At 37.6% G+C, this 22,137-nt stretch carries 21 protein-coding genes; 9 read left to right on the top strand and 12 right to left on the bottom strand.

The annotated features are described in order from the left end of the window. Nucleotides 1-34: 34 nt before the first annotated feature. The 4 genes from ACP6L2_RS11900 to holA all read right to left on the bottom strand — a co-directional run bounded on the left by ACP6L2_RS11900 (nucleotide 35) and on the right by holA (nucleotide 4,126). Nucleotides 35-1,366 (bottom strand): TolC family protein, encoded by a 1,332-nt coding sequence (locus ACP6L2_RS11900; RefSeq protein ID WP_440509516.1) that lies wholly within the window; start codon nucleotides 1,364-1,366, stop codon nucleotides 35-37. 5 nt (nucleotides 1,367-1,371) lie between these two features. Continuing rightward, nucleotides 1,372-1,950: a TetR/AcrR family transcriptional regulator gene (locus ACP6L2_RS11895; protein ID WP_440509514.1), complete on the bottom strand. Its 579-nt coding sequence runs from the start codon at nucleotides 1,948-1,950 to the stop codon at nucleotides 1,372-1,374. 602 nt (nucleotides 1,951-2,552) lie between these two features. Beyond that, complete coding sequence (locus tag ACP6L2_RS11890; protein WP_440509513.1) at nucleotides 2,553-3,116, bottom strand: hypothetical protein; 564 nt, start codon at nucleotides 3,114-3,116, stop codon at nucleotides 2,553-2,555. Nucleotides 3,117-3,118: 2 nt separating this feature from the next. After that, on the bottom strand, nucleotides 3,119-4,126 hold the full coding sequence (gene holA, locus ACP6L2_RS11885) for a DNA polymerase III subunit delta (protein WP_440509511.1): 1,008 nt from the start codon (nucleotides 4,124-4,126) through the stop codon (nucleotides 3,119-3,121). A gap of 73 nt (nucleotides 4,127-4,199) precedes the next feature. Here holA and ACP6L2_RS11880 point away from each other — a divergent pair, with 73 nt between their 5' ends. The 6 genes from ACP6L2_RS11880 (at nucleotide 4,200) to ACP6L2_RS11855 (ending at nucleotide 9,710) form a co-directional block, all read left to right on the top strand. Next, on the top strand, nucleotides 4,200-4,652 hold the full coding sequence (locus ACP6L2_RS11880) for a type I restriction enzyme HsdR N-terminal domain-containing protein (protein WP_440509509.1): 453 nt from the start codon (nucleotides 4,200-4,202) through the stop codon (nucleotides 4,650-4,652). A gap of 57 nt (nucleotides 4,653-4,709) precedes the next feature. Further along, nucleotides 4,710-5,408 carry an ATP-dependent Clp endopeptidase proteolytic subunit ClpP gene (gene clpP, locus ACP6L2_RS11875; protein ID WP_440509507.1) on the top strand — a complete coding sequence of 233 codons (699 nt, stop codon included), beginning with the start codon at nucleotides 4,710-4,712 and terminating at the stop codon, nucleotides 5,406-5,408. Nucleotides 5,409-5,413: 5 nt separating this feature from the next. Then, on the top strand, nucleotides 5,414-6,664 hold the full coding sequence (gene clpX / locus ACP6L2_RS11870) for an ATP-dependent Clp protease ATP-binding subunit ClpX (protein ID WP_440509505.1): 1,251 nt from the start codon (nucleotides 5,414-5,416) through the stop codon (nucleotides 6,662-6,664). Nucleotides 6,665-6,735: 71 nt separating this feature from the next. Continuing rightward, complete coding sequence (locus ACP6L2_RS11865) at nucleotides 6,736-7,554, top strand: AMP nucleosidase (protein WP_344675926.1); 819 nt, start codon at nucleotides 6,736-6,738, stop codon at nucleotides 7,552-7,554. 44 nt (nucleotides 7,555-7,598) lie between these two features. After that, entirely contained in the window at nucleotides 7,599-8,963 is a 1,365-nt protein-coding gene (locus ACP6L2_RS11860) for a pyridoxal-phosphate dependent enzyme (RefSeq protein WP_440509503.1), read from the top strand. Between the two features lie 45 nt (nucleotides 8,964-9,008). Next, nucleotides 9,009-9,710, top strand: a complete 702-nt coding sequence (locus tag ACP6L2_RS11855; RefSeq protein WP_440509501.1) for an FkbM family methyltransferase — start codon at nucleotides 9,009-9,011, stop codon at nucleotides 9,708-9,710. 32 nt (nucleotides 9,711-9,742) lie between these two features. On the opposite strand, the gene ACP6L2_RS11850 is transcribed toward ACP6L2_RS11855, so the two are convergent. From ACP6L2_RS11850 to ACP6L2_RS11815, 8 genes are all read right to left on the bottom strand, one after another. Continuing rightward, a complete protein-coding gene (locus tag ACP6L2_RS11850) occupies nucleotides 9,743-10,051 on the bottom strand; it encodes an FtsB family cell division protein (protein ID WP_440509499.1) in 309 nt (102 codons plus the stop codon). Nucleotides 10,052-10,199: 148 nt separating this feature from the next. Beyond that, complete coding sequence (gene eno / locus ACP6L2_RS11845) at nucleotides 10,200-11,498, bottom strand: phosphopyruvate hydratase (RefSeq protein WP_344675930.1); 1,299 nt, start codon at nucleotides 11,496-11,498, stop codon at nucleotides 10,200-10,202. Nucleotides 11,499-11,706: 208 nt separating this feature from the next. Further along, nucleotides 11,707-12,807: a glutamine-hydrolyzing carbamoyl-phosphate synthase small subunit gene (carA, locus tag ACP6L2_RS11840; protein ID WP_440509496.1), complete on the bottom strand. Its 1,101-nt coding sequence runs from the start codon at nucleotides 12,805-12,807 to the stop codon at nucleotides 11,707-11,709. A 288-nt stretch (nucleotides 12,808-13,095) separates the two neighbouring features. Continuing rightward, on the bottom strand, nucleotides 13,096-14,406 hold the full coding sequence (rseP, locus tag ACP6L2_RS11835; RefSeq protein ID WP_440509494.1) for an RIP metalloprotease RseP: 1,311 nt from the start codon (nucleotides 14,404-14,406) through the stop codon (nucleotides 13,096-13,098). A 26-nt stretch (nucleotides 14,407-14,432) separates the two neighbouring features. Next, entirely contained in the window at nucleotides 14,433-15,602 is a 1,170-nt protein-coding gene (locus tag ACP6L2_RS11830; protein WP_440509493.1) for a 1-deoxy-D-xylulose-5-phosphate reductoisomerase, read from the bottom strand. A 16-nt stretch (nucleotides 15,603-15,618) separates the two neighbouring features. Next, nucleotides 15,619-16,407, bottom strand: a complete 789-nt coding sequence (locus ACP6L2_RS11825) for a hypothetical protein (RefSeq protein WP_440509491.1) — start codon at nucleotides 16,405-16,407, stop codon at nucleotides 15,619-15,621. Between the two features lie 103 nt (nucleotides 16,408-16,510). After that, nucleotides 16,511-18,631 carry a DPP IV N-terminal domain-containing protein gene (locus ACP6L2_RS11820; protein WP_440509489.1) on the bottom strand — a complete coding sequence of 707 codons (2,121 nt, stop codon included), beginning with the start codon at nucleotides 18,629-18,631 and terminating at the stop codon, nucleotides 16,511-16,513. A 243-nt stretch (nucleotides 18,632-18,874) separates the two neighbouring features. Further along, the gene (locus ACP6L2_RS11815) at nucleotides 18,875-19,213 is read right to left on the bottom strand and encodes a DUF3276 family protein (RefSeq protein WP_440509487.1); all 339 of its coding nucleotides are present in this window, start codon (nucleotides 19,211-19,213) and stop codon (nucleotides 18,875-18,877) included. Between the two features lie 268 nt (nucleotides 19,214-19,481). Here ACP6L2_RS11815 and ACP6L2_RS11810 point away from each other — a divergent pair, with 268 nt between their 5' ends. Genes ACP6L2_RS11810 through ACP6L2_RS11800 form a run of 3 tightly spaced genes read left to right on the top strand, consistent with a single transcriptional unit; the run spans nucleotide 19,482 to nucleotide 22,135 of the window. After that, a complete protein-coding gene (locus tag ACP6L2_RS11810) occupies nucleotides 19,482-20,348 on the top strand; it encodes a LiaF transmembrane domain-containing protein (RefSeq protein WP_440509485.1) in 867 nt (288 codons plus the stop codon). Nucleotides 20,349-20,351: 3 nt separating this feature from the next. Beyond that, a complete protein-coding gene (locus ACP6L2_RS11805) occupies nucleotides 20,352-21,392 on the top strand; it encodes a sensor histidine kinase (protein ID WP_440509483.1) in 1,041 nt (346 codons plus the stop codon). Then, on the top strand, nucleotides 21,389-22,135 hold the full coding sequence (locus tag ACP6L2_RS11800; RefSeq protein WP_440509481.1) for a LytR/AlgR family response regulator transcription factor: 747 nt from the start codon (nucleotides 21,389-21,391) through the stop codon (nucleotides 22,133-22,135). The genes ACP6L2_RS11805 and ACP6L2_RS11800 overlap by 4 nt, the downstream gene beginning before the upstream one ends. The last annotated feature ends 2 nt before the right edge of the window (nucleotides 22,136-22,137 follow it).

Raw genomic sequence — 22,137 nt, 5'->3', positions numbered from 1 at the left:
TGTGTTTCTAGTATGTAATTGTTAAAGGTTGTTGCTATTGTTGTATATCTACCGTTCCTAAGGCCTTCTGAATATCCAGTTTACTAGCCAATAGGGCATATAAAGAATTCAAGTAATTCAATTGACTGGTTTTTAGATCCGTTTCTGCGGTCATTAATTCTAAATAAGTCTTTAAGCCGGCATCATATTGTAATTTGATGGTATTATAGACTTCTTCCGAAAGTTCCATATTGGCTTTAGCATTTTGCCATTCTACCGTATTAGCGCGATATGAAGCCATGGCAGCAGAATATTGTGCCCCTATTTGGTTTTCCAAATTTGCTAAGTCCATCTCAATACGGGATTCCTGCAATTCTGATTTCTTCACTTCCTGTACTCTTTTCATTCCGGTAAAAATTGGAATGGATAGGGAAAGACCAAAAGAAGATTGTGGATAGTTATTGCCATAAAGATCAGCAAAGGCATTATTGCGGTAATTCAAACCATAGTTTGCAAATGCGCTTAAGCGTGGCAGATAACTCCATTTCTGATATTGGGTATTCAGTTTCTGAATCTCCTGCAAGTTTTTCAATTGGCGGTATTCTACCCGGTTAGCGATCTGAACTAACTCGCTAGTATCCAATAAAACATTGGTTTCCATGTTCTGACCTGCAAAAGAAAGGCTTAGTCCGTCCGTAGGATTTAACCCCATTAAGGTCTTCAGAAAATCGTATTTATATTTACGGAACTCCAATGCAGACTTCAATTGCGCATTGGCATTGTTTAAAGAAATCAATGCACGTTTATAATCGGTATTATCTACTAATCCGGTTTCATATCGTGCACTCGCATCGGTATGTTGTCGCTTTAGTCGGGCGATATTTTCATTTATGATATTGATTTGTTCCTCACTTGTAAGGATGTCATAGTAAGCTTTGGAAACATCAACCACCGTATTGATTCGGGTGTTTTCCAATGCGAGATTATTTTTCTGACGGATAAACTGTGCAGCTTTAGAGGCTTGAAAAAGTCCTGGATTGATAATCGCTTGGTCCGCTTGGAATGTCAAGGCAGAGGTATTTCTTTGTCCCATAGCGATATTCTGACCATTGATATTGGCTGTCGGCAATTGAATGAAATGGGTTAGATTTCCATTCGCATTGATTTGAGGATACCAGCCAGATAAAGCTGATGCAATTTCCCGTTCACCGATTTCCTGATCAATTTGTGCTTGCTTAACCTCGATTTTGTTGTTTAGGGCAAAGTTGATGAGCTCGTCTAAGGTAGCATTGCTGGACAGTGGTCTATTGTCCTGAGCAGTTGCAGTACCCAATGATACCGCCGCTACAGATGTGTAAATAAGTAAGTGCTTAAAATTGAATTTCATATATATTATTTTTTAACCCCGTTCCATATAATTTCCACTAAGGTGTCCAACTGATCTTCCTCTAAGCGGATTTTCTCGTATAATGCACTTCTTACCAATGATATAGCAGGTCCCAAATAGGCAGCTAATATCAATCGAACATGCAAGTCTTTCAATTGTTTTTGTTCAATACCCGTCTCCAGAAAATGGAAAATCTTGTTTCGCTCAGACTTCTCTTTAAAGACACTAGAACGCACCTCTTCGTAGAAGGGTGAACCGTAAAATTGTTCCATAAAACTGAAAATGTAGACATGGTCCTGATAGAACCGCACAATGTTTTTCCAAATGATGCGAAATCGTTGATCGTAAGCCAAATTATTCTCTTCCGCTTTAAACACATAATTATTGATAATCTCTTTACAATACCAATACAATTCAATGATTAAATCATCTTTAGAAGGGAAATAATGGTAGATCGATCCTACCGCCACATCAGCATCCTTGGCAATCTTGCTCATGGGCGAACCGTGAAACCCGAAATGGTGAATCAAATCTAAGGTACTACGGAATATTTGTTCCTTTTTTTCTGTCAATTGAATGTTCATTCGGTCGCAAAGGTAAGGAAACTTTTCACGTTGTTGTGTCAAATAATCGTTATAAAGAGAGGTGAGACCGCTGCGCTGTTAGATTGGAGACCGCTGCGCTGTTAGATAGAAATTGTGATAGATTTATTTTAGGAGTTTTAACAGTAGAAGCTTGGCAATAACTGAATTAAAAAACAATACATTTCCAACACAGAGCGAAGCGAAGAGTCTTTCTTCAACAAAAAAGATCCCGTCATCCTTTATCGGAGATAAAGGAACTACAAGCTATACAGGTAGTACGCTAGGTAGGGGCGGTACTGAGTGAGTTTGAGGAAGGAGATTAATCTCCGATGAAAACGAACGGAATGTCCGCCCGTTTCTTCAATCATTTAATCCATAAGGTTCATTATAATTCCAATCTAGCGGGCGATGCATGCATCGCCCCTACAGACAACCATAAATTAATTTATGTTAATAACCGCAACTGTAGGGTCGAAGCATGCTTCGACCGTTAAAAATCTCCAATTTAAAGGAACTACAAACTATGCAAGTAGTACGATCGGAATGTCTGCTAGTTTTTAATATATACACCTTCTCCGAGAGTCGATGATAAACGATCTTCCCTATTTCAACATCAACCCCACGGTTAGGTGGAAACTTTGGTGTTGGAAATCTTTGCGGAATGCGTTCTTTGTTAGTTGCTGGTATCCATAAGCTAAGGATGCCGTGAATTTGGTTTTACTCATGCCGTCATGTAGATAAAAGAAACCGGCCTTGAATAAAGCTCCTTTATCATATGCAGGTCCTATGCCTGGAGCATAACCAGCATTTGCTAATAGACCGATTCTAGAAGCTTCATTGAAATAGCCAATAGGTAATCTGCCGTCTATAAATATCGGGAAAGTGTTGAATTCATATTTATACACCTTCTGATCATCTTGGTGGGGATCATTGGTTTGGTAATCTCCTTGGAACTTTTCATTTCCAATACCCAATCCTAAAAAAGCACTTTCATTAAAGTTCTTTCCAAAAATAAAATGCAAATGGTAACCATTGAATGCTCCCTTATAACCTTCATTGGAGAATCCCAAGTTAGCACCTCCCTGAAAAAGGGTATAAACAGATGATTGCGCATAAGTGAATTTTGCAGAAAGCACAATCAATAAGAAAAGTAGAAATTTACGCATGTTTAGTTTAAGATTTTATAGATTAATTCAGATAATAAATCGCCACTACTGGTTAAGTGACCAACATTCATTCCTTTGGATTTTAAATCGAATTCCTTGATCAGATGAATGATTTCAAAAGTCTTCCTGCGATTAAAATTACGCGCAGCAAGCTCATACTCTTTTACGAAAAAAGGATGCACACCTAAAGCCTTGGCGGCAACTGCTGAAGTTTTATCGGGCAGATAATGATACTTAAGGACTTTGGTAAAGTAAGTTCCCAATGTTCCAATTACAACGGGCATTGGATTTGACTTTGGATTTGCTGCAAAATACTCGACGATCTGAAACGCTTTAAAAGAATTTCGCTTAGCTAGAGCAGTATTTAATTCGAAGGAATTGAAGTCTTTACTAATTCCAATATTTTTTTCTATATCTGAGGGGCTAATCTCTCTGTCCGCAGGAACATTAAGCATCAGCTTTTCCAATTCATTGGCCACTTTAGAGAGGTCTGTACCCAAGTATTCAGCCATCATAGCTGCTGCTTGAGGATGAATCTTACGTTTGGCTGCTGTAAGTTGTTCGTTAATCCAGCCCCCTATCTTGTCCTCATAAAGTTTTGCAGACTCCACTACTACCCCAGCCTTTTCAAACAGCTTGTAGGCTTTCTTGCGCTTATCGAATTTTCCATATTTATAGGAAAATACCAATACGGTGGTAGGCGTTGGGTTTTCAAGGTATTTCTGTAAAAAGTCATCAGCAGTCCACTTCAAGTTCTGCGCCTCCTTTACAACAATTACCTGATAATCACTCATCATAGGATAGCGTTTTGCCATGCTAACGATGGTGTTTAAATCAGTATCCTTGCCATAAAGAACAGATTGATCAAATCCTTTTTGAGCTTCATCAAGCACTTGAGTCTCGATAGCATCGGCGATCAGGTCAATGAAATAGGGCTCTTCCCCATGTAAAAGATAAACTGGGCGAAGGTTCTTTTTCTTAATATCGGATAAAATGGATTGGGTATTCATTTGCTTACGAAAGTACGAATTTCAAGGCAATTATATTTGTTGGAATGGGACTGATATTTTCGTAGTTTTGTAAATGTTTACAGCAGTACCGTTAAACTTACCATCCTACCCCGCAAAGATTAGCAAAAAAGCAGACCAGTACTATATTTTCGATGCGTTAAGAAAGAAACATCTTTTATTGACGCCCGAGGAGTGGGTACGACAGCATTGGGTTAATCATTTGCATCAGCATTATCATTATCCTTTATCATTGATGCATATCGAGGGCGGATTGAAGTTGAACAGTCTACAGAAACGACATGACTTAGTGGTTTACAACCGATTGGGTCAAGGTATACTTTTGGCAGAGTTTAAGGCTCCGACTGTCAAAATTACCGAAAACACCTTCCACCAGATCGCAAATTACAATTCTCAGTACAAAATCCCCTTACTTTTAGTGAGTAATGGAATTGAGCACTATTATTGTAGGATAGACTTCGAGAAAGGTGACTTTACATTTCTAAGGGAATTGCCATCTTTTGAATAGTAAGGAATTAAAAATTAAAATTAGTATTATATTAGTAACATAATCAGAGGAAACACAATGGACATAAATAAGGACGAATTCAGAAAATATGCGATTAAGCACCACAGAATAGGTTCACAACACGTTGATGGCTATATTGCTAGGGCACAACAACAAATTCCTAGTAACTTAACTCCTTACATTATCGAGGAACGTCAGTTGAATGTGGCACAAATGGATGTGTTTTCTCGTTTGATGATGGACCGTATCATCTTTTTGGGTGATGGAATCAACGATCAAGTAGCAAACATTGTTCAAGCACAGTTATTGTTCTTACAATCTACCGATGCCCAACGTGATATTCAGATCTATATCAACTCTCCAGGTGGAAGTGTATATGCTGGATTAGGAATTTATGACACCATGCAATACATCAGTCCAGATGTAGCTACGATCTGTACAGGTATGGCTGCTTCAATGGGTGCTGTATTATTGGTTGCTGGTGCAAAAGGTAAGCGTGCTGCCTTGAGACACTCACGCGTAATGATTCACCAACCGTCAGGTGGTGCACAAGGGGTGGCTTCAGATATGGAGATCAACTTACGTGAAATGTTGAAATTAAAAGAAGAATTATATACGATCATTGCAGATCACTCTGGCCAATCATACGAGTGGGTAGAGAAATCTTCGGATCGTGACTACTGGATGCGTGCTGCGGAGGCCAAAGAATTTGGTATGATCGACGAAGTATTGCTTCCTAAAAAAGAAACAAAATAAAAACAATGAGTAAAACGAACAATAGAGATATCCATTGCTCATTTTGTGGCATCAGTAAGAATGAGGCCCAGATGCTTATTGCGGGTGATGGTGCGCATATCTGCGACAGATGTGTGCAACAGGCGGGCGAGATATTGGCGGAGGAGCTTAAGCAGCGCAAGAATAAATCTATTCAGACTGCCTTAAAACTTATCCGTCCAAAGGAAATTAAAGATCACTTAGATCAATATGTGATCGGACAGGATGATGCTAAGAAAGTCATTTCTGTAGCAGTTTACAACCATTACAAGCGTTTGAACCAACGTGTGGAAACGGATGAAACCGAGATCGAGAAATCGAACTTGATTATCGTCGGTGAAACAGGTACCGGTAAAACCTTATTGGCGAAAACTGTTGCTAAGATTCTAAATGTTCCTTTCTGTATTGTTGATGCGACCGTATTAACAGAAGCAGGTTATGTGGGTGAGGATGTGGAAAGTATCTTAACACGTCTTTTACAAGCTGCAGATTATGATGTGGCTGCCGCAGAACGTGGAATCATTTATATCGATGAGATTGATAAAATTGCTCGTAAGAGTGATAATCCTTCCATTACACGTGATGTATCAGGTGAAGGTGTTCAACAGGCTTTATTGAAGATTCTTGAAGGAACAAATGTCAATGTACCTCCTCAAGGTGGTCGTAAGCATCCGGACCAAAAGATGATTTCTGTAAACACCAGCAACATCTTATTTATTTGTGGTGGTGCATTTGATGGTATTCAGAAGAAAATTGCCAACAGATTACGCACGCAGACTGTAGGATACAAAATGAAGGATGAGGATCAAGAAATTGATTTAAATAACCTTTACAAGTATATCACACCGCAGGATTTGAAAAACTTCGGTTTAATTCCTGAGTTAATTGGTCGTTTACCGGTGTTGACACACTTGAATCCTTTGGACAAAGAAACGCTATTGAGCATTCTTACTAAGCCGAAGAATGCTTTGGTTAAGCAGTATGTAAAGCTTTTTGAATACGAAGGCATTAAATTAAGCTTTGATGAAGAAGTATTTGAATTCATCGTCGATAAAGCTTGGGAGTTCAAATTAGGTGCTCGTGGATTGCGGAGCATATGTGAGGCAATCATGCTAGATGCCATGTTTGAGATTCCATCAACAAAAGAAAAATTGGATGACAATAACTTACAGATAACGCTGGAATACGCAAAGAATAAATTTGCGAAGACAGATTTTAAGAAGTTACATGTTGCCTAAAAAAATAATCTAAACCCTCGCCTTCAAGCGAGGGTTTTTTGCAAACCTATTTTTAAAAAAAACGACTGAACATGAGCAAGAAAATTAAAGAAATAGATTCACCAGTAACCCCAGGATTGAAAAGCAAAGAAGACATCGTTAATAATTGGCTACCGCGTTATACAGGAAGACCGATTGAAGAATTTGGCGAATATATCTTGTTAACTAATTTCAGCAATTACATCAAGTTATTCTCCCAAATGCATAATGATGCTCCTATCCTTGGAGAAGATAAGCCAATGCAATCTTGTTCTGCAGAAGGTATTACCATCATCAATTTTGGAATGGGTAGCCCAGTTGCTGCAACGATCATGGATTTACTTTCAGCTATATCACCGCAAGCGGTATTATTCTTAGGTAAAACTGGAGGATTAAAGAAAAAGATAGGTGTTGGAGAATTGATCTTGCCTATTGCCGCTATACGTGGCGAGGGGACTTCCAATGATTATTTCCCACCTGAGGTACCATCACTACCAGCCTTCGCATTGCAGAAAGCTATCTCCACCACCATTCGTGACCATTCCAGAGATTATTGGACTGGAACCATCTACACTACTAACCGCAGGGTTTGGGAGCATGATAAACAATTCAAAAAGTATTTGAAGTCTATCCGTGCGATGGCTGTTGATATGGAAACTGCCACGATTTTCTCCGTTGGTTTTGCCAATAAAATCCCAACAGGAGCATTATTGTTAGTTTCAGATCAACCCATGATTCCAGAAGGTGTAAAAACGGACGCATCGGATGTGACTGTAACTAAATCCTATGTGGAGACACATTTGAAGATTGGGATTGATGCCTTAAAGCAATTGATCAACAATGGATTGACCGTAAAACACCTGAAGTTTTAAAATTTGTTACTTTTGTAGCAACAAACAACAGTAAAAAAACTCCTATGTGGTATAATAACATCCTTGAAACCATTGGCAATACGCCTCTGGTAAAACTCAATAATGTAACTAAACATCTTAAAGGTACTATTCTAGCCAAAATAGAGACTACCAATCCTGGAAATTCGATTAAGGATAGGATGGCTCTTAAAATGATTGAAGATGCTGAAGAAGCAGGTTTATTGAAACCAGGAGGCACCATCATTGAAGGAACCTCCGGTAACACAGGGATGGGATTAGCGATGGCAGCTGTCGTAAAAGGATATCGCTGTATCTTCACAACGACAGACAAGCAATCCAAAGAGAAGATTGATGCCCTAAGGGCATTTGGTGCTGAGGTCATTGTATGTCCAACAAATGTGGATCCAGAAGATCCTCGCTCCTATTACTCGGTATCCAGCAGATTAGAAAAAGAAGTTCCCAACGCTTGGAAAGCAAATCAATATGATAACCTTTCCAATACGAAAGCACATTACGAACAGACAGGGCCTGAAATCTGGGAACAGACAGAAGGTAAAATTACGCACCTTGTCGTAGGTGTAGGAACTGGTGGTACCATCTCAGGAACTGCTAAATACTTACGGGAGAAGAACCCAAACATCAAAGTATGGGGAATTGACACCTTTGGATCGGTATTTAAGAAATATAAAGAAACAGGAATCTTCGATAAAAACGAAATATACCCTTACATTACTGAGGGCATTGGTGAAGATTTTCTCCCACAGAATGTGGATTTCAGTCAGATTGATCTATTTGAAAAAGTAAGTGATAAAGACGCTGCTCTAATGACACGAGACCTTGCACGCAAAGAAGGAATATTTGCTGGTAACTCTGCAGGTGCTGCAGTAGCCGGCTTGTTGCAATTAGGGCAAGAGCTAAAAGAAGATGATGTGGTTGTGGTTATCTTTCATGACCATGGATCACGCTATATGGGTAAGATGTACAATGAAGATTGGTTGAGAGAACGTGGATTCCTGAAAGATGAAAAACTAACAGCCAAAACGATCTTAAAACGAAGAGGACACCAGGAAATTGTTACTGCAGATGTCAATCAATCGGTTTTGGAGACTTTCAATATCATGAAGTCTTTGAACATATCGCAAATCCCGTTAACACAACAAGGCATGGTGATCGGTAAAGTAACGGAGTCTGATATCCTTAGTGCTTTACTAGAAAACCCCACCTTAAAATCTGCAGCAGTAGAAGGGATATCCACAAAACCTTTCCCTTTTGTAGATTTGAATACCTCGATTGATAAAATCTCAAGTCTGATAAATAAGGATTCTCAAGCCGTATTGGTAGAGGATGATTTTGGAAAAATCAACATTATTACGCAATACGATATTATTAACGCTATTTCAGAAGTGTAGTTTTCTGTTTAAATTAATTATATTTATTCCATCTAAGAGAACCGGATGGAAAGAAACGACAGATTAAAAAGATTAGAATATTGGCTAAAGGCAAGGATTGGTAAAATCGCCTTTATTGATATAGAAGAAAAACGAAATAAACAATGGTATGGAAATGGTTACGGTGGATTCTATGTAGATCCTACTGTAATTCCCCAAAACGCCATTGTTTATTCTTTTGGTATTGGTGAGGATATCTCCTTTGATAAAGACATCATTGCCAAACATAATTGTCAAGTATATGGCTTTGACCCAACACCTAAATCCATCCTTTGGGTAAGTAATAATCCAGTTCCTGAGCAATTTCACTTCCATCCTTATGGAATAGGTGAAAAGACAGGAAAAGTCATCTTCAATCTACCCAAAAATAAAGAACATGTATCCGGTTCAGTTTATGGACATAACTTGGTCGATGAGACCAATCCAGTAGAGGTGCTTTTAAAGGAGTTTAAGGAGATTGTAAATGAAAAAGGGCATACACACATAGATGTGCTCAAAATGGATATAGAAGGCTCAGAATACGCTGTTATGGAAGGAATTCTAAACAGTGGGGTAACCATCAAACAAATCTTAGTTGAAACTCATGAGCGCTTCTTTAAAGATGGAAAGGATAAAGGGGTAAGATTCTTTAAATTATTAAAAGATAAGGGCTATAAGATATTTGCTATTTCGGATACCTATCAAGAGATTTCACTTATTAAGTCATAAAAAAAAGCTTGGAGATTATCCTAGCTTTTTTGTTATTCTTCTTTCTTCGGTGCCTCTACTTCGCTGATGATGTAGATGTCCTCCGATTGTTTTTTCATTTTATATTTTTCCCTAGCTATACGTTGTATCTCATTTGGATTGAATTGAACATCTTTAATAGATTGCTCGATCTTTTCAGTCTCTGATGTATAGTAGGCTTTTTCTTCTTCTAACTTAGACTTTTCTTGCTGAAAACTTACTTGTGTTGCCACATCGTAACGATCAAAGAAAAACATCCATACCACGAATGCTACTCCTGCAATTAGATATTTGTTCTTAATGGTATTAATGACACGTTCCATAAATCTTCCTTGGGCAATAAAAATTCAGATAAAGATAATTATTACAATGAATATTGCAAAAGTAAGATTTCATTCAGCGTCATGTATCCAAATTTTAGACATAAAAAAAGGGATCAATTGATCCCTTCTTCCTAATAAAAATTAGTAATTATTTTTTAGGAGCATATTTGAAATCTTTACCAATAAATTTGGCATTGCTTCCTAATTCTTCTTCAATTCTCAACAATTGGTTGTATTTAGCGATCCTGTCAGAACGTGAGATAGAACCTGTTTTGATTTGTCCACAGTTCAATGCAACAGCTAAATCAGCGATTGTTGTATCTTCTGTTTCACCAGAACGGTGAGACATTACAGAAGTATATCCGTTTGTTTGTGCCAAGTGAACCGCATTGATAGTCTCTGTTAAAGAACCAATTTGATTAACTTTTACAAGGATAGAATTACCTACATGTTTGTCAATACCATCTTGAAGACGTTTTGTATTTGTAACGAATAAATCGTCACCAACCAGCTGAACACGGTCACCGATTTTCTCAGTTAACAAACCCCAACCTTTCCAATCGTCTTCTGCCATACCATCCTCGATAGAGATAATTGGGTATTTCGCAGTTAATTCAGCAAGGTAATCCACTTGTTCTTCGATAGTACGCGTAGCACCACCCTCTCCTTCAAATTTCTTATAGTTATATTTTCCTTTTTCAAAGAATTCAGTAGAAGCACAGTCTAGCGCTAAGCAGATTTCTTTTCCTGCTTTGTATCCAGCTTTCTTGATAGCTTCTAAGATTGTTTCAATAGCATCTTCAGTACCTTCAAAAGTCGGAGCAAAACCACCTTCATCACCTACAGCTGTAGATAAGTTACGGTCATGAAGAATCTTTTTCAAGCTATGGAATACTTCAGCTCCCCAGCGTAAAGCTTCAGAGAAAGTCTCAGCACCGACAGGCATGATCATGAACTCTTGGAAAGCAATAGGCGCATCAGAGTGTGCTCCACCATTAACGATGTTCATCATAGGCAAAGGAAGCGTATTAGCATTCACACCACCGATGTAACGGTATAATGGCTGACGGCTCTCTTGAGCAGCAGCTTTCGCTACAGCTAAGGAAACACCTAAAATAGCGTTAGCACCTAATTTACCTTTGTTCTCAGAACCATCAAGATCAATCATTAATTTATCGATGGCATTTTGCTCAAAAACATCAACACCTTCTAATGCTTTAGCAATTTTGGTATTTACATTTTCTACTGCTTTAAGTACACCTTTACCTAAATATTTCTTTTTATCTCCATCGCGAAGTTCCACTGCTTCGTGTGCCCCAGTAGAAGCTCCTGAAGGAACTGCTGCACGGCCTACGAAACCATTCTGCGTAGTAACATCTACTTCTATTGTTGGATTTCCGCGCGAATCAAGAATCTGTCGCGCATGTACGTCAATTATCAAGCTCATTTGTATATGGTTTTTTGTATATCTTTTCTTACTTAGTGTATATATAACACTAAAATAGCAATTATTATGGGTTTAATCAAAAATATGAAAAATCTATATGTGAATCTTCCCTTTTATCAAATAATTCCTTCAATTATTATAAGACAATAATCAAAAAAGCCATACCTGTATAAACAAGTATGGCTTTCATTATCTTAATCGAATTTAATTACCCTTTAATCATGGCAATAAAATCGTCAAATAAATATCTTGAATCGTGAGGACCTGGTGAAGATTCTGGGTGGTATTGTACCGAGAATGCTTTTTTACCTTTCACACGGATACCTTCAATAGAATTATCATTTAAGTTCACGTGGGTGATTTCCACCTTATCAGATTTCTCAATATCTTCAGCTACCACACCAAATCCGTGGTTTTGCGATGTAATCTCACATTTATTGGCGATGATATTTTTCACTGGGTGATTGATACCGCGGTGACCATTGTGCATTTTGCTCGTTCTGATATCGTTTGCTAATGCTAAGATTTGGTGACCTAAGCAAATACCAAACATTGGTTTATCAGCAGCTAAGATTGCACGAACTGTATCAATGGCATAATCCATAGCAGCAGGATCACCAGGACCGTTTGAAATGAAATAACCATCAGGATTCCAAGCTTCCATTTCTTCGAAAGTAGTTTTCGCAGGGAATACTTTAGCATAAACCTGACGAGAGTCAAAGTTGCGAAGGATATTTTTCTTGATACCTAAGTCTAAAACAGCAATACGAGTAGGTGCTCCATCTTCTCCATAGAAGTAAGGCTCTTCGGTAGAAACTTTTGATGACAACTCAAGACCATCCATAGAAGGCACTTCCGCTAAAGCTGCTTTCAATGAATCAACATCTAAGTTTTCCGATGAAATGATGGCGTTCATGGCCCCTTTATTACGAATATGACGAACTAAAGAACGAGTATCAATATCAGAAATACCTACCAAGTTTCCTTCTTCAAAGTAATTTTGGATAGATTGATCAGCCATTTTACGGCTATAGTTGATGTTGTAGTTCTTACAAACCAAACCTGCAATTTGAATCTTATTTGATTCCTCATCATCGCCATCAATACCATAGTTACCAATATGTGCATTGGTAGTCACCATGATTTGAGCATAATAAGAAGGATCGGTAAAGATTTCCTGATAGCCTGTTGTACCGGTATTGAAACAAATCTCACCTGTAGTGGTTCCGATTTTTCCTGCTGCCTTTCCATGAAAAACAGTTCCATCCTCTAGGACTAAAATTGCTGGCAATTTGCTGTAGTTGGTCATTCTTATCTCAATTTAATTATATCCAAATTCTAAAATGTTAGTTCCTTCACTATGCTGCACAAAAAAAGCCCAAATGGGCTAACTTATCAACGATTATATTGAATTGAAGTAGTAACTACTTTTTGTGATGCTATAGGATAGAAGGTTTCTTTCATTTTTATCGGGAGACAAAGGTACAAATAATTTTAAATTGCAAATAAATATTTAGCATTTTTTCCAACCAAAATAAAAAGCCCTGGAATTCATATCCCAGGGCTTATCATATCTTTTTGTATAATGCTTAAATCCTTACTTCGTCAATTTGAAAATATCATTTCCAAACACAAAGATCATCAAGGCAATCAGAATGAAGAATCCAACGACTTGCGCCTTTTCTAGGAACTTTTCTGACAAAGGCTTACCTTGTATCATCTCGATCAAAAGGAAGACCACATGGCCCCCATCTAAGGCTGGAATAGGCAATAAGTTCATAAATGCTAATGCCATTGACAGCATACCTACTAAACTCCAGAAACGAAGCCAATCTACTTCAGTACCAAACATTGTTGCAATCCCAACAGGACCAGATAATGCTTTATCAGCACGAACCTCACCTTTGAACATCTTACCAAAGCCTTTGATGTTATCCGTGATAACCGAAAATGCTTTACTAGCTCCGATTGGCAAGGACTCCATAAATCCATACGAATGGATTACTGTAGGTAGATTTCCAAATCCAATGGTAGAAGAAGTATCAGCCTTAGCCAATAGATTCATGGCAGCACCTTGACGAATAACGCCTAAGTTGATATCCTTTCCTTTATTCGCTTTCACTTGATCACGGAAAGTATCCAAATGCTGTACAGCAACTCCATTGATGCTGACAATACTATCTCCAACTTGAAGCCCCATCTTCTCTGCTCTAGAATCTTTTGCAATTTCTTTCACAGGAAGCATCTTAAAGATTGGCTGCACAAACTCATTCTTTTTATAATCCGAGACATCGTTTAAGATATCTGGCGGAAGAGTAATCTTTACTTCTTGGCCTGCACGATCAACAGTTAACACCGCATCACCCATTAAAACCTCAGAAGTCATTAAGTCCTCAAAGAAAAGATTGGCCTTCTTACCATTTACCGCAAGAATCTTATCCCCTTCTTGTAATCCTACCTTTTGACCTATAATTCCTGGTTTAACACCATAAATCTGCGTATTATCAATATCTGCAGTACCATATTTGAAAGTCAGCATCCAGAAAACTAAGACACCCACGATGATATTTACAATTATACCACCTAGCATCACGATAAGACGTTGCCAAGCTGGTTTAGAACGGAATTCCCATGGTTGAGGCTCACCTTTTAATTGCTCGGTATCCATGGATTCATCGATCATCCCGGCAATCTTAACATATCCTCCCAAAGGCAACCATCCCATCCCGTATTCACATCCTTTGTAGTTGAACTTGAATAGTTTTACACCCCAAGCATCAAAAAACAAATAAAACTTCTCTACTTTAATTCCAAATGCACGAGCAGCCAAAAAGTGTCCAAGCTCGTGTAATATAATTAGTAACGACAGGCCTAATAATACCTGAGCCACCATAATGACAATTCCCATTTATCTATTTTTAATTATAAACAATACTATTTTTTACTTATTCGAGGTATTAAACTTCGTGCCACTCTCCTACTTTCAGCATCAAAATGCAAATAATCACCCAATTCAAGTTCTTCTTGCCAATTTACCTGACACAATGTCTCTTCAATTACATCACTCATTTCCAAAAAGGAGATCTCTTCTTGTAGGAAAGCTTCCACTACCACCTCATTAGCGGCATTTAAAACACATGGACTATTCCCTCCTTTTCTCAAGGTATCATACGCCAATTGAAGATTACGGAATGCTGTTAAATCTGGCTTCTCAAAAGTCAGATTAGGATAATCCATGAAATTAAATCGCTTGAAGTCATTTTCATAACGAGCAGGATAGGTTAAGGCATATTGAATTGGCAATTTCATATCGGGAAGCCCAAGTTGAGCTTTCATAGAACCATCTTGAAATTGAACCAAAGAATGGACGATGGATTGTGGATGCACGATGACATCTATTTGCTCAGGATTTAAATCAAATAGCCATTTCGCTTCGATCACTTCCAATCCTTTATTCATCATGGAGGCAGAATCAATAGTGATCTTAGCTCCCATGCTCCAGTTTGGATGTTTTAAAGCTTGAGCTTTCGTAACAAAGGCAAGTTCCTCTCGAGACATTCCACGAAATGGACCTCCAGATGCTGTTAAATAAATCTTCTCAATTGGATTCTGCTCCTCTCCAACCAAACATTGAAAAATGGCAGAGTGTTCAGAATCAACAGGTAGTAATTTTACGCCATGGGCTTTTACCAAATCATTGATTAAAGCACCTGCTACGACTAAAGTTTCTTTATTGGCTAAGGCAATATCCTTACCTTTCTTGATGGCTGCAACCGTAGGTTTTAATCCGGCAGACCCAACGATAGCTGTCAGTACGACATCGACATCATCACGTTGAACGACCTCTTCCATGGCTTCTGCCCCTAATAAAACCTCAATTCCTTGACCGGCTAAGGCATCTTTAGCTTTTTGGTAAGCTAACTCCTCACATACAACAACAACTTTGGGCTTGAATTTTAATGCTTGTTCTATCAATAGATCAGCATTTCTACCCATAGTTAATACCGTAATCGAAAAATGATCTGGAAAGGCTTCAACCACCTCTAACGCCTGCGTCCCTATGCTCCCGGTAGAACCTAATATCGCAATATTTCTTTTACTCAATGTAGAATATACTTGGTTAAATGATATTATCAATCAGAGAAGGATCTTCTCCTCCTTTGTAGGCCTTCATCATATCCACATAAACAATGGACATCACTACACTAACCAAAGGGATAATAACAAATGAATTAACTAAACTTAAAATCTTGGACACTAATTGATAGCCCAATACTTCTGAACCAATTTGCAGTAAATGTGTTGATGCAATAAGCAAGATGATCATCAACAACCGAAAAACATTACCCTTGGTCATCGCTAAACTGAATTTATACGACTTGAACGTGTTAAATCCATGCTCAATGATGAAGAAAGGAAAAAATGTAGTTCTTATCAAAATAAACAGCATCACTACCCCTGTCAAGAAAGGGTGGATTTCATAGCGTACTGTATCCATTCCGATCCCTAGAAATAAAAGCGGGAAACAAAGCACATACATTAAACTATAAATCACCAAGGCAATCAAGGAATAGAGAATCAAACCTAGGATATAGAATAGGAATTGAGAAAATGACGGTACATACCCCCAGAATCCAGGACTACGATCTCCTCTAGCCAAAACGATGGCATTTTTCAACAACACCAATTGAAGGCTAAAATATAAACCTACAAATAACAACAAAAGAAAGATTTTCAGAAAGATGGAATACGAATCTAAGTAAATGGCCAAGAAGGTCGATAGATTGGATGTCACAAACAATAAGAAACATAGACCAGCAATGGAAACATAGTTTCGCATCAAAATATCTATGGCTCGTAAAAAGACGTCATTCGCCTTAAATGTTATATCTTTAAGATAATCTAGCATGGTGTTATTAATAATGCAAAGATGACAATTTTTTTTGTGGAAGCAATGATATCATTTATTAAAAAAGGCTAAGAATCAATTTTCTTAGCCTTTTTTAATTCTTTTATTTCATTTGTTGTGGAACTGGTTTCTCCAACAAATATTGGTAATAGAATCGAACTCGTTCCTTGAAATCATAAGCTGATTTCGAACGTGCGAATCCATGTCGGCTTCCAGGATAAATCATCAATTCAAATGGAACATTACGATCTGTCAGGGCATCCACTAATTGCGTAGTGTTTTGCAAATGAACGTTATCATCCATATCACCATGTAATAAACGTAAAGTACCTTTATATTTATCCACATAAGTTAATATCGACCCATTCTTATAACCTTCAGGATTTGAATGTGGAGTATCCATCCAACGCTCGGTATAGTGGGTATCATACAATTCCCAACTGGTTACCGGAGCACCAGCAATACCGTAGTCGAAATAATCAGATCCTTTAGTCAAAGCTAAACTAGTCATATAACCACCATAGCTATGTCCTGTCATTAACAATTTATCTTTAGCAACCCATGGCTTCGCTTTCAACCATTTCGCAATAGTGATGTAATCTACCAACTCCCAATTACCTAAGTTACGGTGCATCCACGCCACTCCTTGTTTTCCAAAATGCCCAGAAGCACGGTGATCACACTCAATCTGAATAACCCCTTCTTGAGACCAGTATTCGCCATTCGTGCCTTTCCAAGTATTACGAACTGTTCCTGCATCAGGACCTCCATAGATACTCATGATAACCGGATACTGCTTGCTCTCATCAAAATCTGTTGGATAAGTAATGATTGCTGGCAATTGGAATTTACCATCCTCAGACGGGATTCTAATAAATTCTCTTCTTGCTACTTTATAGCTATCGAAATCCTTTGATTTACTATCTGCCAACTCTTTTATAACCTTGCCCTTATTATCTAATAAAGCTACTTTATTCGGTGTAAAGATGTTCGAATAGTTGGTAATGAAATATTTTCCGGTCGGTGATACTTGTACATTATGCGTATAATCTCCAAATGTCAATCTCTTTTGATTCTTTCCAGAGAAATCAACACGATATAGGTCTACTGTAGCCGAGTTTTCTTTTCTAGCGGTAAAATAAAGCACTTTGCCTTTTTCATCGATGTGCTGAATACTGGATACCTGCCAATCACCAGCAGTAATTGGATTGACTAAAGTACCATCCAATTTGTATAAGTAGTAATGCGCCCATCCTGTTTTATCCGATTTTAAGATGTAATGCTTATTATCTTCAAGATAAGTAATACGCTCATCGTGATCTAGATTAATCCAAGTCGGCTGCTCTTCATTATAGATTTCTTTTTTAGAGCCATTGTCCGGATTCACTTCGTAGAACTTCAAATTATTTTGTTCTCTGTTCATCCACTGAACCATGATGGTTTTGCTGTTGAAGCTCCAATATGGTTGACCAAAATATTGATCATCCTTTTCGTTGAAGTCTGCCCATACCACTGGTGATCCTTCTACCTTTACAAAGCCTACTTTCACTTCTGGGTTTGGATCTCCCGCTTTTGGATAACGCGTTTCTTCTAAATATCCATGTTGTCCTTTAGAACCATAGATCGGGAACATAGGAACTTTGGTATCATCAAAGCGCATAAAAGCAATCTCCTTGCTATCTGGAGACCACCAGAATGCCTTATAATTGGTCACACGACCTAAGATTTCCTCATAATAAACCCATGAAGACCAACCGTTGTAAATAACATCTGTACCATCCGTGGTATAACGCACTTCTTTACCGGTCGCAACATCCACACTGTATAAATCACTTTTACGGGTGAAGGCTACATATTTACCATCCGGAGAAAGCGTAGGGTTTTGCTCATCCACCTCCGGTGAATTGGTCAATTGTTTTACTGCTGTACCTGGAACTTGAATGAAAACATCCTTATCTTTAACAAAAACTCGTGTTGAGGTATTTGTTGGATAAGAATACGATTCTTTTTTCCCTGTTTTCACATTGACCTGAAACAATTGGTTACCGTTTCTTTCAATGTAGTTCTCAGCATCTGCCCATCCCTCAAAACGGCTTACCGCTTGAGTTAATGAAGGAGCTTGGCCCCAAGCTTGTTCAAAGCTTAACTTTTTAGTCTGACCGTTTGCTTGACCAACAGTAAGAAATAATACTGCTAATCCAGCAACAGAAAACAATTTATTCATATAATCGCTTATTAAATTTTCAATTGGAATCCCAAATTAAGAAAAACATATCCATCAAATCAACTGCATGCTGTAACATCTTTATCTATATTGGACGAAATCCTTAAAAAATTGATAAAATAGGATAGATGCAAGTAAAGATATCCCTCTTAAAATGCTAATTGGTCTCTTTAGAAGGAGAATTATAAAAAAAGCCACTTATAAAGTGGCTTTATATGTTTATTTCAAGTAAATCTCGTATAATTAGAAAGAGAAATCGTCTTTCTGAACAAGTTGACCGTTATTTTCATAACCTAAATCATCATGATTTGGCTCATAACGTTTTTCAACTACCTCTTGATTAGATTTGATATAGGCTACAACATCTTGTAATCCTTCTGCAAACTTCTCAAAATCCTCTTTATAAAGGAAAATCTTGTGTTTAATAAATTGGCCATCCTCAAAACGTTTTTTACTTTCCGTAATCGTTACGTAGTAATCGTTCGAGCGGGTTGCTTTTACATCAAAAAAATAAGTACGTTTTCCCGCTCTCACCTTTTTTGAAAATACCTCTTCACGCTCTTTGTTATCAAAATCTCCCATTAGATTTGTTAATATTTAAGTTTAATCCTCTATTTTCAGTCATAAATATATAATAATTAAACTCAATCATCCAAATTTTTATAAAAATTATTTGTTATAATAATTAAATTATTCACTTAACTTAAAGAACAGCCAATAAAGTGGTTAGCTTTTTCACCGAAGAAATATAGTCTTTCACCGAAAAAAAACCTCAAAAGACCTATTTGCTATCGGCTGATGCTTATATTCGCAATACTTTTGAGTAAACTAAATCAAAAGACAAATGACAATGAACAATCAAAACATGGATCCAAAGGATGGAAGACCTCCTAAAAATAACAACACTTCCACCATTGTTGGCTTTATTATCATCTTTTTAGGCTTTGCCTTATTGATGAAACAACTAAATATGGGAAACATCATCCCTAGCTGGTTATTTGGATGGGAAACTATCCTTATCATTATCGGTCTAGTAATCGGTGTTAACTCCAAGTTCGAAAAGAAATCTTCTATCGTATTAATTGCTATTGGTAGTATCTTTTTCCTGAAAAATGAATTGGACTTACACATCGGTAAATTCTTAATCCCTGCAGGTGCTATTATTTTAGGTATGTATTTGTTGAATCGTAACAAAACGAGACCACAATTACCTCCTACGCCTCCACGTGATGATGAATTCGACTGGGATAAACGTGTAGACAGCCCTTTCAATGCTGACCCTAATCAGCCAGCAGATACAGAACAAAAAAACAATCCTTATGCTCAAGCAAACCCTGCTGAGCATAAGAACTTGTATAAAAATTATATGCCAGATTTTGAGAACTACCTCAAAGTGGACAACTTCTTTAGTGATACCAAAAAGGTGATTCTTAGCAAAAATTTCCTAGGCGGTAATATCACCAGTATCTTTGGTAGTACAAACTTAAATTTCCTACAGGCAGATTTAAAACAACCGGTGGTAATCGATACTTTTCAATTATTTGGTAGTACAAAAATAATTGTGCCTATGAACTGGAGAGTTTCCTCTAATGTTTCTTCCATCTTTGGAGAAGTAGATGACCGCAGACCGTCATTCGAAATCACGACGGATGAAAATAAGAAAATCTACATCACAGGCACTTCAATCTTTGGCGGATTGACCATAAAGAACAGCTAAAACATGGCAAAATCAATTAGCGAACATTCCAAGCAATCGATCATCCATGCCACCTCATGGATCATTTTTGCTTTATACCTATTGATTATGTACGGCCTTCTCTGGTGGTCTAAAATAGCACGTGACATTGCTATCTATGACGCCATTATCAGCGCGATGTGCATGACCGGAATTTCCTATTTGATTTTTAGCTCCCTTCAATACTATATTCCAAACAATCGTAATTATTGGAAATTATTTGGCTTAGCAGCCATTTTTGCGGTTATTTCCGTTACTATTACTCGTTTTTTGATCGTTCAGTTTATAAATGATGACAATTTAATTTACTTGAATTTCAGTTTACCGTTTCGTTTTGTCATCAACTTCCTTATCATCACCTGTGTGATGACCATCAATGTCTTTTGGAATATTCAGGAAGAGTTATTCAGTAATAAAAAAAGAAAAGAAGAATCAGAAAAAATGGTGCGCGATGCTGAATTATATAATTTAAGACAGCAGTTACAACCACATTTCTTATTCAACAGTTTAAATTCCATCATAGCGCTCATAGGAAGCAAGCCTACAGAAGCTAGAAACATGACCTTTCAGCTTTCCGATTTCCTTAGAGGAACCATGCGCAAAGATGACACCCAATTCACTTCTGTAGAAGAGGAAGTTGCTCACCTCAGTTTATACCTTGATATTGAAAAGGTAAGATTTGGTCATCGACTATCTACCGAATTTGATTACGATGAAGATGTACTTGGAGCAAAAATCCCAGTTATGATTCTTCAACCCCTAGTAGAAAATGCCATCAAATTTGGACTCTACAATGTAACCGAAGAGGTAATTATCAAAATTTCCCTAAATTTAGAAAATCACTTGTTAACCATTCGCATCAGCAATCCTTTCGAGGCAGACCAATATGAACAGAAGAAAGGAACTGGCTTTGGTTTATCCAGCATACAACGTCGCTTATACTTATTGTATGGGCGCACCGATTTATTACAAACGGAAACGGATGGAAACATTTTCATTTCCACATTAAGAATACCACAACTATGATAAAGACGATCTTAATAGACGACGAACCATTAGCCCGTAGCATGGTGTTGGAATACCTGCAACAACATCCCGAATTTCAAGTACTAGCGGAGTGTAATGATGGCTTTGAAGGCGTAAAAGCAATTCAACAGCATCAACCCGACTTAGTATTTCTAGATATTCAAATGCCGAAGCTTACTGGATTCGAAATGTTGGAACTTCTCGATCAACAACCGCATATCATATTTACTACGGCATTTGATGAGTATGCCCTAAAGGCATTTGAAAAAAACGCTATTGATTATTTATTAAAACCGATTCGTCCAGACCGCTTTCAAAAAGCTATCGATAAATTTAAAGCTTCTTTCCAAGCACAAGTAACCCCCAAGATTGATACAGAAAAGCTGCAGGAATCCATGGAAGAAGAAACCAATGCTTTAGAACGTGTGGTTGTTAAAAATGGAACGCAAATAAAAATCATCCCTGTGCAACAGATCAATTACCTGGAAGCCTATGATGATTATGTGAAAATCCATACCAATGAAGGCATGTTCTTAAAGAATAAAACCATGAGCTCTTTTGAGAAACAATTGGATCCAAAGCAATATGTTCGAGTACACCGCTCTTTTATTGTCAAAGTCGATCAATTACAGAAAATTGAGCCAATGGAAAAAGACAGCTATATCGCAACCCTACTAAGTGGAGGTAAAGTCAATATCAGCAAATCGGGTTATGCAAGACTAAAACAAATTATCGGTTTATAATT

This window comes from Sphingobacterium lactis, from assembly GCF_051951495.1.
Taxonomy (GTDB): Bacteria; Bacteroidota; Bacteroidia; order Sphingobacteriales; family Sphingobacteriaceae; genus Sphingobacterium; species Sphingobacterium lactis_A.
Note: the sequence above shows the minus strand (reverse complement) of the source record. Positions and strands in the feature narration are given on the sequence as shown.